Raw genomic sequence first — 15,239 nt, forward strand, 5'->3', positions numbered from 1 at the left:
CGATTTGGGTAAAACTAATATATAGTCGCCAAATTTTAAATGAACAGGTTATTAAAGTAAATAAATCGTCAAATCATAAATCAACAATCGTACATCGTACATCGTACATCAAGAATACTCAAACGTTCCGTACTCGCTGGAAATTGTCAATTTTTTACTATCAGAAGCTTCTACTTTCCCAACAATTTGTGCATCAACGTTGTACGATTTTGAAATCGCAATGATATCTTCGGCAATTTCTGGAGAAACGTAAATTTCCATACGATGTCCACAGTTGAATACTTGATACATTTCTTTCCAATCCGTATTTGATTGCTCTTGAATGAGTTTGAACAATGGCGGAATTTCAAACATATTGTCTTTTATAATATGTAAGTTTTCCACGAAGTGTAGTATTTTGGTTTGTGCGCCACCACTACAATGTACCATTCCGTGAATGTCTTCCGAAGTATATTTGTTTAAGATGTTTTTGATGATGGGCGCATAGGTTCGCGTTGGCGATAATACCAATTTTCCAGCATCAATTGGCGAATTTGCAACAGCATCTGTTAGTTTCGTATTTCCAGAATAAACTAATTCTTCAGGAACGGCATTGTCAAAACTTTCAGGATATGTTGAAGCAAGATATTTATGAAATACATCATGTCGTGCAGAGGTTAATCCGTTGCTTCCCATGCCGCCATTGTATGATTTCTCGTAGCTAGCTTGTCCAAAAGAAGCCAATCCGACAATGACATCGCCTGCTTTTATGTTTGCATTGTCTATGACGTCTTTTCGTTTCATGCGTGCTGTTACCGTAGAATCGACGATAATTGTTCTGACCAAATCGCCTACATCTGCAGTTTCGCCACCTGTGGAATGAATGGTTACGCCAAATTCTTTCAACTCTTGAATCAATTCTTCACTTCCGTTGATGATTGCCGAAATGACTTCACCGGGAATGGCATTTTTGTTTCTTCCAATCGTACTAGATAACATGATGTTATCCGTTGCACCAACACATAGTAAGTCGTCAATATTCATGATTAATGCATCTTGCGCAATTCCTTTCCAAACAGAAATATCGCCTGTTTCTTTCCAATACATGTATGCGAGTGACGATTTTGTTCCTGCGCCATCGGCATGCATAATTAAACAATAGTCCTCATCATTTGTGAGATAATCGGGTACAATTTTACAGAAAGCTTGTGGAAATAAACCTTTATCAATGTTTTTGATAGCGTTATGAACATCTTCTTTTGATGCGGAAACGCCACGCATTGCATAACGCTTTGATACTTCTTGACTCATAGTTGTGTTGTTGTGCTACAAAGATAATTTTCTTTTTGAGATTGCTATATTTGTTTGTTCGTTTATTTGTCGATTTGACTTTTAATTATGAAAGTTTCCGACTCCGATCTGCTTCTCAAAACACACACTTTCTTCCACACCTATATATTGATCATAATTCGGAATGCGTTGATAGTTGTTTTTTTCGTAGAAACGAATCGCTTCAGGCAACATGGTCCCTGTTTCTAAGATACAACGTGTGTTTCCAAGTTCGGTTGCCCAAGTTTCCAATGCTTTTAAAATTGTAACACCAAGGTTTTTGCCTTGCAATTCAGTTTGAATGTACATGCGTTTGATTTCTACAGTAGTGTTATTGTATATTTTCAACGCGCCACAGCCAATAGGTTTTTTATCTACATACAAAACGACCACATATTGCAAATCTTCCAAACCATTGAATTGACTAAAGAAATCATCTTTTTCGCCATTTTGAATCGTCAAGAATGCATCCAATTCTTTGACCAAGCTGATGAAGTCATTGTCTTTTGAGTTTGTTCTTTTGGTTTTAGTTTGCATATTTTAATGATTTAGATTCCTGCCTGCGGAGGAATGACAGACGGATAAGAATACAGCGAAGTGACGCCTTGAAAATGTTAGATGTTAAAATATTCCTTATTACAAGACCAAATGACCAAAGACCAAAAGCGAAGCGACCCAAAAGATTACCGTCTTCATAGGAACAGGTATTTGTTGATCGTATGCTAGTTTGTTTGTAGTAGATTCCGCATCAAGTGCGGAATGACATACATCTAACACGCTGACAGCAGAGCGATACTAACCTACTAAATACCTTATCTCGTAAATAACAATTCTCTATATTTTACCAATGGCCAAATTTCATCATCTACCAATAATTCTAGCTTGTCGCAGTGGTAACGAATTTCATCAAAGTATGGTTTTACCTTGTTGCAATACGCTTCTGCTGCTTTTTGTCCTTCTATTTTGTTTGCTTTTTTGCGTTCATCCGTCATTGCGTTTACTTTGGAATTGATGCCTGCAATGTGTTCCGAAATATTTTTTATCAATTCAATTTGCTCTGTTGCTAATTGTTTGAAATCTTTTCCGAAAATTTCTTTGAGTCCGCTCACGTTTTCAATTAGCGTGTTTTGATAGCGTATTACAGTTGGAATGACATGATTTCGAGCAATATCGCCCAATACTCTTCCTTCTATTTGAATACGTAAGATGTATTCTTCCAATTCAATTTCATGCCTCGCTTCTACTTCCACCTTGCTCATTACGTTCATTTCTTCATACAGTGCAATGGTTTTTTTAGAGATTTGTGCTTTTAGTGCTTCAGGCGTCGTTTTGTTATTGCTCAATCCGCGTTTCGCAGCTTCTTTCTCCCAAGCTTCGCCGTAACCGTTTCCTTCAAAACGAATCTTTTTTGATGCTTTTATGTATTCGCGTAAGATGTTGAAAATTGCTTCGTCTTTCTTTAAGTCCTTTTGATCGACTAAGGCATCAACCTCAACTTTGAAGTCTTTTAATTGTTTCGCGATAATTGTGTTTAAAACTGTCATTGGTCCTGCACAATTTGACCAAGAACCAACAGCGCGCAATTCAAATTTGTTTCCTGTAAAAGCAAAAGGCGACGTTCGGTTTCTATCAGTATTGTCTAAAAGAATCTCAGGAATTTTACCGACAATGTTCAGTTTTAAGTCTGTTTTTTCTTGTGGCGATAGTTTCCCTTTGGTTACATTTTCCAATTCGTCCAAAACAGCTGAAAGTTGCGAGCCGATAAATACAGATATAATTGCTGGTGGCGCTTCATTAGCTCCCAAACGATGATCGTTACTTGCGCTTGCAATTGCTGCTCGAATGAGTTCTTCATTGTCATGAACTGCTTTGATGGTATTTACAAAGAAGGTTAGAAATTGTAAATTCTTCATAGGCGTTTTCCCAGGACTTAGTAGATTGACTCCTGTATTTGTTGCCAACGACCAATTGTTGTGTTTTCCTGAACCGTTGATGCCTGCAAATGGTTTTTCGTGAAATAACACTTTGAATTGATGACGTTGTGCTACTTTTTCCATCACGTCCATTAATAAGGAATTGTGATCTACGGCTAAGTTTGCTTCTTCAAATATTGGTGCCAGCTCAAATTGATTCGGCGCCACTTCATTGTGACGTGTTTTTACAGGAATTCCCAACAACATACATTCGTTTTCCAAATCGCGCATGAAACTCATTACTCTGCTTGGAATGGAACCAAAATAGTGATCGTCCAATTGTTGTCCTTTGGCTGATGAATGTCCTAATAATGTTCTTCCTGTTAAGGTAATGTCTGGTCGTGCGGCGGCTAGTGCGGAATCTATTAAAAAGTATTCTTGTTCCCAACCTAAGGATGCATTTACTTTGGATACATTTTTATCAAAATATTTACACACTGCCGTTGCTGCCTGATCAACCGATTGCAACGCTCTTAATAGTGGTGCTTTGTTGTCTAGTGCTTCGCCTGTGTAGGCTACAAAAATGGTTGGAATACAAAGTGTAGTTCCGTATACAAATGCTGGCGATGTTGGATCCCAAGCGGTGTAACCTCTAGCTTCAAATGTATTCCGAATCCCTCCATTTGGAAAGCTTGATGCGTCAGGTTCTTGTTGTACCAATTGCCCGCCATCAAATTTTTCCATGGCACGACCGTTTCCGATGGTTTCGAAAAAGGCATCGTGTTTTTCGGCAGTTGCGCCTGTAAGTGGTTGAAACCAATGTGTATAGTGAGTGGCGCCTTTGCTGATTGCCCATTCTTTCATTCCTGTAGAAATATGGTCGGCTACTTTTCTATCGATTTTTGATCCAAACTCAATGGCATTCATGACACTTTTGTACGCTTCTTTGGTAAGATGCTGTAACATGGCATGTTCATTAAATACATTTTCTCCAAATGTTTCTGAACGGCGACCATTTTCTTGAATTTCAACAGGTTTTCTGTTCAATGTTTCTTTGAGTGCATGAAATCTAAGCATAATCGTTTTTTATTATTTTTTACAAATATATCAATTTAGACACTCATTTTTCACTTTTCAACAATATTACCCCTAAAAAAATAGGGGTTGTTAATAAATATTGAATAATTTACATAAACTTAACCTACTTTTTAGAGAGGTTGTTTTTAAAATTGAATTATATTTGCCATCGAATATTATTAATATGAATAACCAATATTATGAGCAAATCTAAATTAGAGTATATCTGGTTGGATGGATATTTTCCAACGCAAAACATGAGAAGTAAAACTAAAGTTGAAGATGACTTTAGTGGAAAATTAGAAGACTGTCCTATTTGGTCTTTTGATGGTTCGTCTACACGACAAGCAGAAGGTGGATCTTCTGACTGCTTATTAAAGCCTGTTGCTATTTATCCTGATCCTGCACGAAGAGATGGTTATTTAGTTATGACAGAAGTTTTAAATGCTGATGGAACGCCACACGTTTCTAATGGTAGAGCGACAATTGAAGATGAGGATAATGATTTCTGGTTTGGATTTGAGCAAGAATATTTCATCATGGATAGTAAAACACAGTTACCTTTAGGTTTCCCAATTGGTGGATATCCTGCTCCTCAAGGAATGTATTACTGTTCTGTTGGTGGAAAAAATACTCACGGTAGAGATTTGGTAGAAGAGCATGCTGATTTATGTATTGATGCTGGATTAAATTTTGAAGGAATTAACCAAGAGGTTGCTTCTGGACAGTGGGAATTTCAATTGTTTGCAAAAGGTGCAAAGAAAGCTGGAGATGAAATTTGGGTAGCGCGTTATTTATTAGACCGTTTAACAGAAAAGTATGGATATTATATTGAATACCATCCAAAACCACTAGGTAAAGATATGGATTGGAATGGTTCTGGTATGCACGCAAACTTCTCTAACACGACATTAAGAACTTGTGGAAGTCAAGAGGTATACGAGAAAATCTGTGAAGCTTTCAGACCCGTTGTAAAAGAACACATTGCTGTGTACGGAGAATTCAACGATCAGCGTTTGACAGGAGATCACGAAACGGCTTCTATTAACGACTTTAGTTATGGAATTTCTGACCGTGGTGCTTCTATTCGAATTCCAATTATTACTGTGGAAAAAGGCTGGAAAGGTTGGTTAGAAGATAGACGACCAGCTTCTAATGGTGATCCGTATAAGATTGCTGGAAGAATTATTAAAACTGTAAAATCTGCTGGATTTTAATTCATCTAGATTTTAATTATATATCAAAAAGAGCTTACGATTTTCATTGTAAGCTCTTTTTTTATGCCTTTATTTTTTATTATCGAATTTCATCTGGATTGTATTTTTAGACTTTCCACTTCAATACAATGATTTCTTCTCAAATGATTTTCAAATTACAGCATTTCACCATCTAAGTTTCGTATTAAATTAGTAGTTCTAAATACATAAGAACCGTAAAACCTAGTCAACTATAACTACCAATTTTGGTTCTTTAGTATATAATAAACTTCTTCAGTTAAATTGTTTTAAAGTTATTCATTTTTATACTTCCCAAACTCAAGATCACATTTGTTTCTTTACTAAAACTAGCAACATTTGATTGAAGCATTTTTTTGCTTTTAGACTCCTAATTTCGAAATCTTCTTCAAAAATACATTTACTGCAAAGACAGAATTGCAGTTGAAATTTCATTCAAAAAATCGGCGATTTTAAACATTTTTGCATCCGTTATAAAAGTATAACCACGGGAAAAAGACGTTCATATTTTCGTAAAAACAGTCATTTTTAGGCTAAAAATCAACGTTTACAAAAAAAAGTCGACGCTTACAAAAAATAGTTGGCACACCAACGGAAACTATTTTTCTTTGTTTGTAAAGCTACCACTAAATACCTCTAAAAATTTTTATAAACTATAAAATTGTAACGCATTTATGATAGAAACAAAAACATCTTCAAGTCATGCACTTGTACATGACAACAACACCATTAGAATAGGAAGCAAGCATATGGGTAGCACTATTTTAGTTAGCGACATTACGTATATCCAAGCGAGTGAAAACTACACTTTTTTTTACCTCAAAAATGGCAAACGTCTTTTGAGTAGTAAATGTCTAAAGTATTATGAAAATCTTCTGAAAAGCAAGGATTTTGTTCGAATTCATCGCTCTTTTTTAGTACACCTAATCTATATAAAAGAGTACGAGAAAAAATACCGTTTGATTCACCTAACCAATAATAAGGTATTGTCTGTTAGTTACAGAAAAAAATCAAGTGTTTCCAAAATTATCGGAAACAAAGAACTCCAAAGTACTACACAAGCAGTTGCGTAATACGCACATTTTAAAATTTAAAGAAAAATCACTAAAACAATTACATTTATGAAAAAGCAATTTGTATGGATGTATCTTCTATTTGCGACTTGTCTTATCTATGGACAAGATTCTCCAGAGTATGATACACCTTCGGTTATTCCTCAATCCCCTGAGGTTGCCTCATTATTACGCTACAGCGAAGTTCCTGTATCGTATTACAGTGGAATTCCCAATGTGGGCGTTCCTATTTATAACCTACAAGGAAGAGAGTTATCGGCACCTATTAACTTATCGTATCATGCAGGAGGAATTCGCGTGTCTGAGGAAGCTGGTTGGGTTGGACTTGGCTGGAATTTATCGGCTGGTGGGCAAATTACGCGAACGGTTCGCGGACGAAGAGATGATCAAAAGCCTTGGGGTTTTATTCATACGCCCTACACGGTTGATATTGTAAAGCGCACTTGTAACCCACATCCAAATGATCCACCACTTCCGTATAACAATTCATGTTCTTTTTATACCAATGATGATAATGGAGCTGCCTTTGATTTAGAACCAGATGATTTTAACTACAGCATGTTAGGACAATCAGGAAGGTTTATGTTTAGTCAAGATAGAGATACTATAAGTACTGGAGAAATCATTCAGTTTCCAAATAAAAATGTGATTATAGAACCAATCTTTCAGGTATATGATCCAAATGACCCAAACAATCCTAACAATCAAGACTCAGGAAATATCGTTGCTTGGAAGATTACAGATACCAATGGAAATGTATTCCGTTTTGAAGAAGGAAATATATTTTATCAATCACAAGCTTTTCAGCAGACTAATGGAGCTTTTGAAATTCCAAATAGCGGAAACAATTCTGAGAGTTATACAGAAACATGGGATTTAGTCTCAGTAACAAGTCCAAATGGAGATGTCATTACTTTTGAATATGACCGTCCTATACTTCCAAATCATATTGTTAGTGATCCTTATAATGATATTAGTACAGCTAGCGGATCAGAATCGTTTATTTTAAAGACAGGTACAGGTACTCCAGCTAACGACCATATTAAAACCTATTCAGTAGTCTACAGAAGTTACACACTACTTTCAAAAATCATCAGTAGTAAAGGCAGTGTAGAATTTATCCGTGCTGCGCTAGATCGTGAGGATACACAATCTTCAAAACAACGATTGGAGTATATAAAAATATTAAATACAGATGGTAATGAAATTCAGCGTGTAAGCTTAGAGCATTCTTATTTTATAAGTACACCGAGTGATGAGCCAGAATTTATCTCAGGAGCAACTCTTAATGGATCTATTGAGGCAAATGTGAGTAGTTTTATCAATAAACGTTTAAAGCTAGATAAGGTTGTTTTTAAAGGAATGCATGGAGGCTACAATGCAGCAGATGATTACAGCTATCGTTTTGACTACAACACAGCGGTAATGCTTCCACACAAGCGTTCACAAGCCCAAGACCATTGGGGCTATTACAATGGTGCAGATGATAATAATAGTTTGATTCCATATGTAGACTTTATTTCTAACCGAGACGCAAATCCTGCCTATAGTTCAGCATGTATTTTGAATAAGATAACTTATCCCGAAGGCGGTGTAACAAAACTTTATTATGAAAACAATCGTGGTGATATCAATAATATGGCTGCTACTCCATACGAAGAGGTCGTAGCAAAAGTGGAAGCCAAACCAAGTTATCCATATACCGTTGTAGCAAACGGATCAGGAAACACCTATACTTTTACCAACACTTTTAGCATTTCAAATACTGCAAAATCAAGTACTACAGACATCAATAAAACACAAGTAAGTTATGCTGGTTTTTCAAATCGATGTGACAATGAGGATTCTTTTTATGGAACACCAGGTGATCAGGTATGTGATTTTATGACCTTTAAAATAACGAATACCACTGATGGAAGTGTAGCACATTCAGGCTCTATTTGGGACAATGGTTTTGTAGATTTATTAAAAGGACAAACCTATGAAGTTGAAATCAAAATAATTGACAGTTATGATCAATATAATATGGCACAACATTACAGTAGTGTTAATCTCAAATGGCTTGATGAAGATCAAAATCCACCTGATGATTACTACTTTGATTACTTTGGAGGACTTCGTGTACAAGGGATAAAAACCTATGATAAAAACAAGTTAACGGCTTATAGAAGTTTTGAATATACCTATGGATATGTGTTAAGTCAACCAGAGTATTTTTCAATATCAATAGGTGGTGTTCAGAAAATTGTTTCTCAAAGCTGGGTGCCACTTCTAACAACGCAATCAGGCTATGTGGGGTATGGACAAGTAAAAGAGCGCATTCATCCAGTAGCCATTGAAACAGGATATAGTAACCTTGGAAGTTCCACTCCAGAATCTCGTGAGATTTTTAGAAAATATTCCTTTTTCAGTGATGAAGATGGGGAGTTCTTTGACATTGCTTTTCCTGGTGCTCCTTTTACCTCTGAATATTGGGCAGGAAATCTATTATTAGAAAAAGTAGAAGATAAAAGTACGACGCATCATCAATATGTAGTTGTAGACATTAACAATAATAATTATTCTGTAGAAAAAGTTCAAGGAATTTCACATAATAGAGACATGCGTATAGCCTATCACAACAGCTTAGCTGAATATGTTACTAGTAATGATAACTTAGAAGCAATGCAGGACTGTGCTACATCAAACATATGCTCATTAGATAGTCATCTTTATACACTCTGGTCAGGACAATGGCTCCCTAATAAACAAATTGTGATTTCTAAAGAAGGCACACGTGAGCTCACACAGGTAACAGAGAGTTTTTATGAAAGTATTCCACAGCATCACAATCCAACAAAAACAGTGATGATTGACAGTAAGGGTGATGAATATGAAACTACCTACAGTTATGCCTATGAAGAAAACCACACAGGACTCTTAACAGAGAATCGACTCGGTATTCCATTAGTTACCAAACAATACAAAGGCACTGAGCTGATGCAAACCACTAAAATGAATTATAGTGTATTTGCAGGAACTGCTAACAACCTGAGCAACTTACTTCCAGCATCAATAGATGGCGCAAAGAAATCAAACATACTGGAAGAACGTGTTACCTATCATGACTATACACCTTTTGGACAACCACGTGAGGTTTCCAAAACAGACGGTACGCACATTACTTATCTATGGGGTTACAATTACAATTATCCCATAGCAAAGATTGAAAATGCTACTTTCCAAGAGGTTTCAGCAATCATAGACGAATCAAGTATTCAGAATCTAACAGATGCTGCACTTGAATCAGCACTATCAAATCTTAGAACTTCGCTTCCAAATGCGATGATAAGTACTTTTATTTATGAACCTATGATTGGAGTGATACAAACAACTGATCCAAGAGATAGAAACACCTATTACAATTACGATAGTATGGGACGTTTAAAATATGTGTTAGATCATGATCAGCATGTACTCAGCGAAAATAACTATCACTATAAAAACAATTAAAAACTACATACAGATGAAAAAATACATATATACCTTTGTATTATTATGTGGTTTTGTTACCACAATACAAGCACAAGAAACAACACCGCCACCGCCATTTGGACCTACCAATTGTACAACGTATTATTATGATATGGACAATGACGGCTTTGGAGGAAATACGCCCTATACAGGCACAATTGAAGTGACTCCTGAATACAGAGAACTCAATAAACTGGTTTGTAACAATAGTGATTGTGATGATTCAAATCCAGACATCAATCCTAACAGTAATTGGGCGATTTTAATAGACGGCGATGATGATGATCATTATATAATTGACGCTATTATTACAGGATGTGACCCTAACAATCACGATGCAGTACTGATTGGAGAAAACGCTATTCTTCAAAACTTCTCATACTTACAATTTGATTGTGATGATACCAATGGAAATTTAAATCAATCTACCTTATACTATTCAGATATTGATGGAGATGGTTTTGGAAACATTGAAGAAATCATACTTTCGTGTTCTGGAAGTGCACCAGCTGGCTATGTGGATAATGCAGGAGATAACTGCCCTGATGTTGGAGGAGATTACAATGGTTGTCCAGATGTGACGACTGTAGAAGGGATCAATGACAGAAAAAACTATGTACATACCATTGCCTACCAACAACCGTTTCATTTAGTGGAACTTCCAACGGTTGATGAGAAAGATAAAATAGAACAAGTTACCTATTTTGATGGAATGGGACGTGGACAAATGCAAGTAGCTATTGGACAATCGCCTAAAGATGGACGTGATATCAAAACCATTATTTCGTATGATGAATTTGGAAGAGCCAATACGCAGTTTTTACCCTATGTAGGAACACAAAAAGGTGGTGGCTTTACCAATAAAGTTGTCGGTTCTCCTAATATCGATCCTGATATCAATGAGGAAATTAAAGAACAGCAACAGTTCTATCATAATAAATACAGAGAAGATGTGCCTAGTTTTACGACCACCAATGGTGGACTTACCATGCTGAATGCACTAGGCAATATTCCTGATGAATTATTAGATGATATCATTAACAATACACCTGAAACTGGACTTATTTATCCATCATACAGCACTAATACCTATGATAATGTTGGTCGCGTGACACAGGCAGCAGCACCCGGAAAAGATTGGTCGTTAGAATTTAATCATACCATTAAAATGGAATATGACTTTAATGATTCGATTACAGATGCAGTAAAACGATATGATGTAACACACCCTTTTGGCGCTCCACAAGATATTGAATTGGTTCCAAACCCAAATAGTTACGCTACAGGAGAACTTATCAAAACCATTACGAAAGATGAAAATTGGCAACCAAATCAAACCTATGCCACGGATCATACAACGGAAGAGTTTAAAAACAAATCAGGACAAATACTCTTAAAACGCACCTATAATGGTATTGAAGTATTAGATACGTATTATGTCTATGATGACGTTGGAAATTTAACCTACGTGTTGCCTCCAGAAGCAGCTGCCAAAACAAACATTGATGCTACAGTATTGACACAGTTATGTTACCAATACAAATACGATCATAGAAACAGATTGGTGGAAAAGAAAATTCCTGCCAAAGGATGGGAATATATTGTCTATGACAAGTTAGATCGTCCTGTACTTACACAAGATGTAAATTTACGCACTACAAACACATGGCTTTTTACAAAATATGATGTCTTTGGAAGAGTAATCTATACAGGAAAGGTAGTTGACAATACTTCCAGAGTTTCAATACAAACAACTATTGATGGAACCGCTTTACATGAATCTAGAACGGCAAATCCAATACAGATTGATAATACAAATGTATACTATTCAAATAATAATTATCCGAATGACACAACAGTAGAATTACTTTCGGTAAACTACTATGATGATTATAACTGGAGTGCGGGTAGTGCCTTAGAAGCAGATTATAATGTAGATACTCAAAATGGTTTGGAAATCACAGGAAATAGCATTTCAAAACCAGCAACGGGAACGACAGCTTGGGATGCAGGGCTTACAACAAGAAGACGTATTTACAATGACGGTTACGTACAATATACCGTAACAGCTACGGATAAAAAACTCATGGTGGGACTTTCTGCAATTAATTCTGCCGAAAATCATCATTTTGACACTATTGATTATGCAATTTATACTGGCTATGGCACTCAGCAACGTGCTTATGTATTCATGGAAGGAATTTTTGATAGCACACTGATAATCAACTATCAAGTAGGTGACGTATTCAAAGTAGAGCGTGCAGGAAATCAAATACTTTTCAAAAAAAATGATGAAGTATTTCATGCGGTCGCTACGAATTATACAGGAACTCTCATTGGCGATGCTTCCTTTTTAGATCCTGAAGCAACTATTGAAGATTTGCATATTGGATACTCAAGTTACGGACAAGCATTCTCAGCAAATGTAAAAGGATTACCTACGGGAAGTAAAGTGCGAGTATTGGGAACAAACAAATGGATTACATCAGCGTCGTACTATGATGAAAAAGGAAGAGCGATCTATGGAGTCTCAAATAATGACTACCTAGAAACAGAAGATGTATCGAGTAGTTTAGTGGATTTCTCAGGAAAAGTACTTCGTCAAAAAGCAACCCATGTCAAGGGAAAAAATAATCCGATTGTAACCATAGATGAGTTTAGCTATGATAAAAGCAATCGATTGTTATACCAAACCAAGCAAATCAATGGTGGAAATAAGGAGCTAATTGCTAAAAACAACTATGATGAACTCGGACAACTTATCCAAAAACAAGTTGGAGGATCAATTCCAAATAGCAGTATATTTAATAATATGAGTTCTAGCTTAACGCTTAGTGGAAATGTCATTGAAAAAACATCAGCTGATGGATGGGATGCGGGACTTATTACCAATACAGCCATTAGTGGCGACGGATATGTGAGTTTTAGTCCTGTAAAACTATCTGATTATTTTATGGCAGGTTTGTCTGATGACATGAGTGGAACTGACGCATATGCAAGTATTGATTATGCCATTTATGCCTATTGGGGAAAACTTCATGTATTTGAATCTGGAATTGATAAAGGACAGAAAAGTAATTTTGTTGAAGGCGATATCTTAAAGGTTGAACGTAGAGACCATAAGATTTACTATCTTAAAAACAATGAAGTATTCTACATCTCAGAAGCAACTAATATTGAAAACCCGCTTGTGGGCGATCTATCGATGTATAGTTTTGAAGGGGAAGTTCAGGATCTTGTACTCGTTGATTTAGAAAAAGAACTTCAAGAAGTAGATTATACCTACAACATCAGAGGATGGCTCAAAGGTATCAATGATATCAATAACCAAGAAAACGATCTGTTTAGTTTTGCACTGAAATACAATGATATTGCGGATCCAGCTAAACAATTATTCAATGGAAACATCAGCAGTACACTTTGGAAAACCAAAGGAGCGGATAGTTCATTAAAAAATTATGTCTATGATTACGATCCACTAAATAGAATCAAAGAAGCTATAGACAATACAGGAAACTACAATCTAAATTTGGTAGATTATGATTTAAATGGAAATATTGAAAAACTCATCCGAACAGGACATACCAATGCCGATGCTACTGCATTTGGAACGATGGATGATTTAAACTATTCCTATGTTGGAAATCAACTGATGAGTGTAAATGATGCCTCAAATGTAGATTACGGATTTAAAGATGAAAATACGACTACTGTTGATTATGATTACGATGCCAATGGAAACATGACATCAGATAAAAACAAAGACATTACAAGTATTAGTTACAATTATTTAAACCTTCCTACACAAGTAAGTTTTGGTAATGGAAGTAGTATTTCTTACATTTACGACGCAACTGGAATAAAGCAAGAGAAAATAGTATTTGATAGTAGTCTCTCAAGTAGTCAATCTACTTTCTATGCAGGAAACTACATTTACAAAAAAGGTTCAGCACAATCTCCAGTTACACTTACGTTCTTTAACAGTGAAGAAGGCTACATTGAACCTGTAATGGATACTGGTAGAATAGTCGACTTTGATTACACCTATCAATACAAAGATCATTTAGGAAACATTCGACTTTCATATCAAGATATGAATAACGACGGACTCGTTAATCAAGAAGAAATCAAAGAAGAAAATCATTATTATCCTTTTGGGCTCAAACATAAAGGGTATAATTCTCAGATTACAGGAAGAGATCATAACTATGGGTACAATGGAATTGAGGAATCAAATGATGGACTAGGATTAGATGTATTAGAAATGGATATGCGTCAGTATGACCCAGCTATTGCAAGATGGGTAGTGATTGACCCTGTAACACATCATGAGTATTCTCCGTATCAAGCATTTGATAATAACCCTATATTTTGGGCTGATCCTAGTGGAGCGGATTCTCAATCAGGAGATTTAGATATTTTTGGAAGAAGTCGTTTTGATAGTAATGGTTTATACGTAAGATCTGGAGATAGAGGAGAGAAAGATTATAATTACTCGTCAAGTGATAATTCTGGAGAAGGCTCTGGCCCAGGAGATGAAATCAAAAAGAAAGCTGCTTGGATAATCGGAATAGTAAAAGGTTTCTTAGGTATGTCTGATGGTTCAGAAGAAGAAGAACTTACAGAAATGGGGTATACTCAAGAGGCACAGCAGCTAAAAGAAAAGAATGATGAAAGGAAAAAGTATATCCATGAACAGTTATTAAAAATGCAAGAAGTTTTATCTTATCTTCCTGGATATACTTTGGCAGAAAGTGCTACAGAAATGGAAAAAGGCAACTATGCTATGGGAACATTTCTTGTTGTTGTTGGAGTTGTAGAGGCAACCTCTGGAGGAGGAACTTCTCAGGCTACTAAAGTAACTATAACTGGATTTACAAAACATGGATTAAATCGAGCTATAAGTAGGGGGGTAAAACCATCAAGCATACTTAACGCTATTAAAAATCCCTTAAAAATTACAGCTATTAAAATAGATCAATATGGTAGGCAAAGTTTTAGAGTAATTGGAAGATATGCAGAATTAGTAATTAATCCAAAAACAGGAAAAGTTTTATCTGTAAACCCAACGTCCACAAAAAAGGCTGCTAGATTATTAAGAAAATTAAGTCAATAAACAA

7 protein-coding genes are annotated in these 15,239 nt (G+C 35.9%); 4 read left to right on the forward strand and 3 right to left on the reverse strand.

Annotated elements, in window-relative coordinates:
• Window positions 1-108: 108 nt before the first annotated feature.
• The 3 genes from AA089_RS18890 to AA089_RS18900 all read right to left on the reverse strand — a co-directional run bounded on the left by AA089_RS18890 (window position 109) and on the right by AA089_RS18900 (window position 4,298).
• A complete protein-coding gene (locus tag AA089_RS18890) occupies window positions 109-1,290 on the reverse strand; it encodes an AIR synthase related protein (protein ID WP_046758561.1) in 1,182 nt (393 codons plus the stop codon).
• An 81-nt stretch (window positions 1,291-1,371) separates the two neighbouring features.
• Window positions 1,372-1,845: a GNAT family N-acetyltransferase gene (locus AA089_RS18895; protein ID WP_046758562.1), complete on the reverse strand. Its 474-nt coding sequence runs from the start codon at window positions 1,843-1,845 to the stop codon at window positions 1,372-1,374.
• A 275-nt stretch (window positions 1,846-2,120) separates the two neighbouring features.
• A complete protein-coding gene (locus AA089_RS18900) occupies window positions 2,121-4,298 on the reverse strand; it encodes a glutamine synthetase III family protein (RefSeq protein ID WP_046758563.1) in 2,178 nt (725 codons plus the stop codon).
• Between the two features lie 200 nt (window positions 4,299-4,498).
• Between AA089_RS18900 and AA089_RS18905 the strand changes: the two genes are divergently transcribed.
• The 4 genes from AA089_RS18905 to AA089_RS18920 all read left to right on the forward strand — a co-directional run bounded on the left by AA089_RS18905 (window position 4,499) and on the right by AA089_RS18920 (window position 15,235).
• Complete coding sequence (locus tag AA089_RS18905; RefSeq protein ID WP_046758564.1) at window positions 4,499-5,515, forward strand: glutamine synthetase beta-grasp domain-containing protein; 1,017 nt, start codon at window positions 4,499-4,501, stop codon at window positions 5,513-5,515.
• A 692-nt stretch (window positions 5,516-6,207) separates the two neighbouring features.
• Window positions 6,208-6,606, forward strand: a complete 399-nt coding sequence (locus tag AA089_RS18910; protein ID WP_053002582.1) for a LytR/AlgR family response regulator transcription factor — start codon at window positions 6,208-6,210, stop codon at window positions 6,604-6,606.
• A gap of 48 nt (window positions 6,607-6,654) precedes the next feature.
• Window positions 6,655-10,098, forward strand: a complete 3,444-nt coding sequence (locus AA089_RS18915) for a hypothetical protein (RefSeq protein WP_046758565.1) — start codon at window positions 6,655-6,657, stop codon at window positions 10,096-10,098.
• A gap of 13 nt (window positions 10,099-10,111) precedes the next feature.
• Entirely contained in the window at window positions 10,112-15,235 is a 5,124-nt protein-coding gene (locus AA089_RS18920; RefSeq protein ID WP_156169134.1) for a DUF6443 domain-containing protein, read from the forward strand.
• Window positions 15,236-15,239: the final 4 nt, after the last annotated feature.

Source organism: Kordia jejudonensis (assembly GCF_001005315.1).
Classification (GTDB): domain Bacteria; phylum Bacteroidota; class Bacteroidia; order Flavobacteriales; family Flavobacteriaceae; genus Kordia; species Kordia jejudonensis.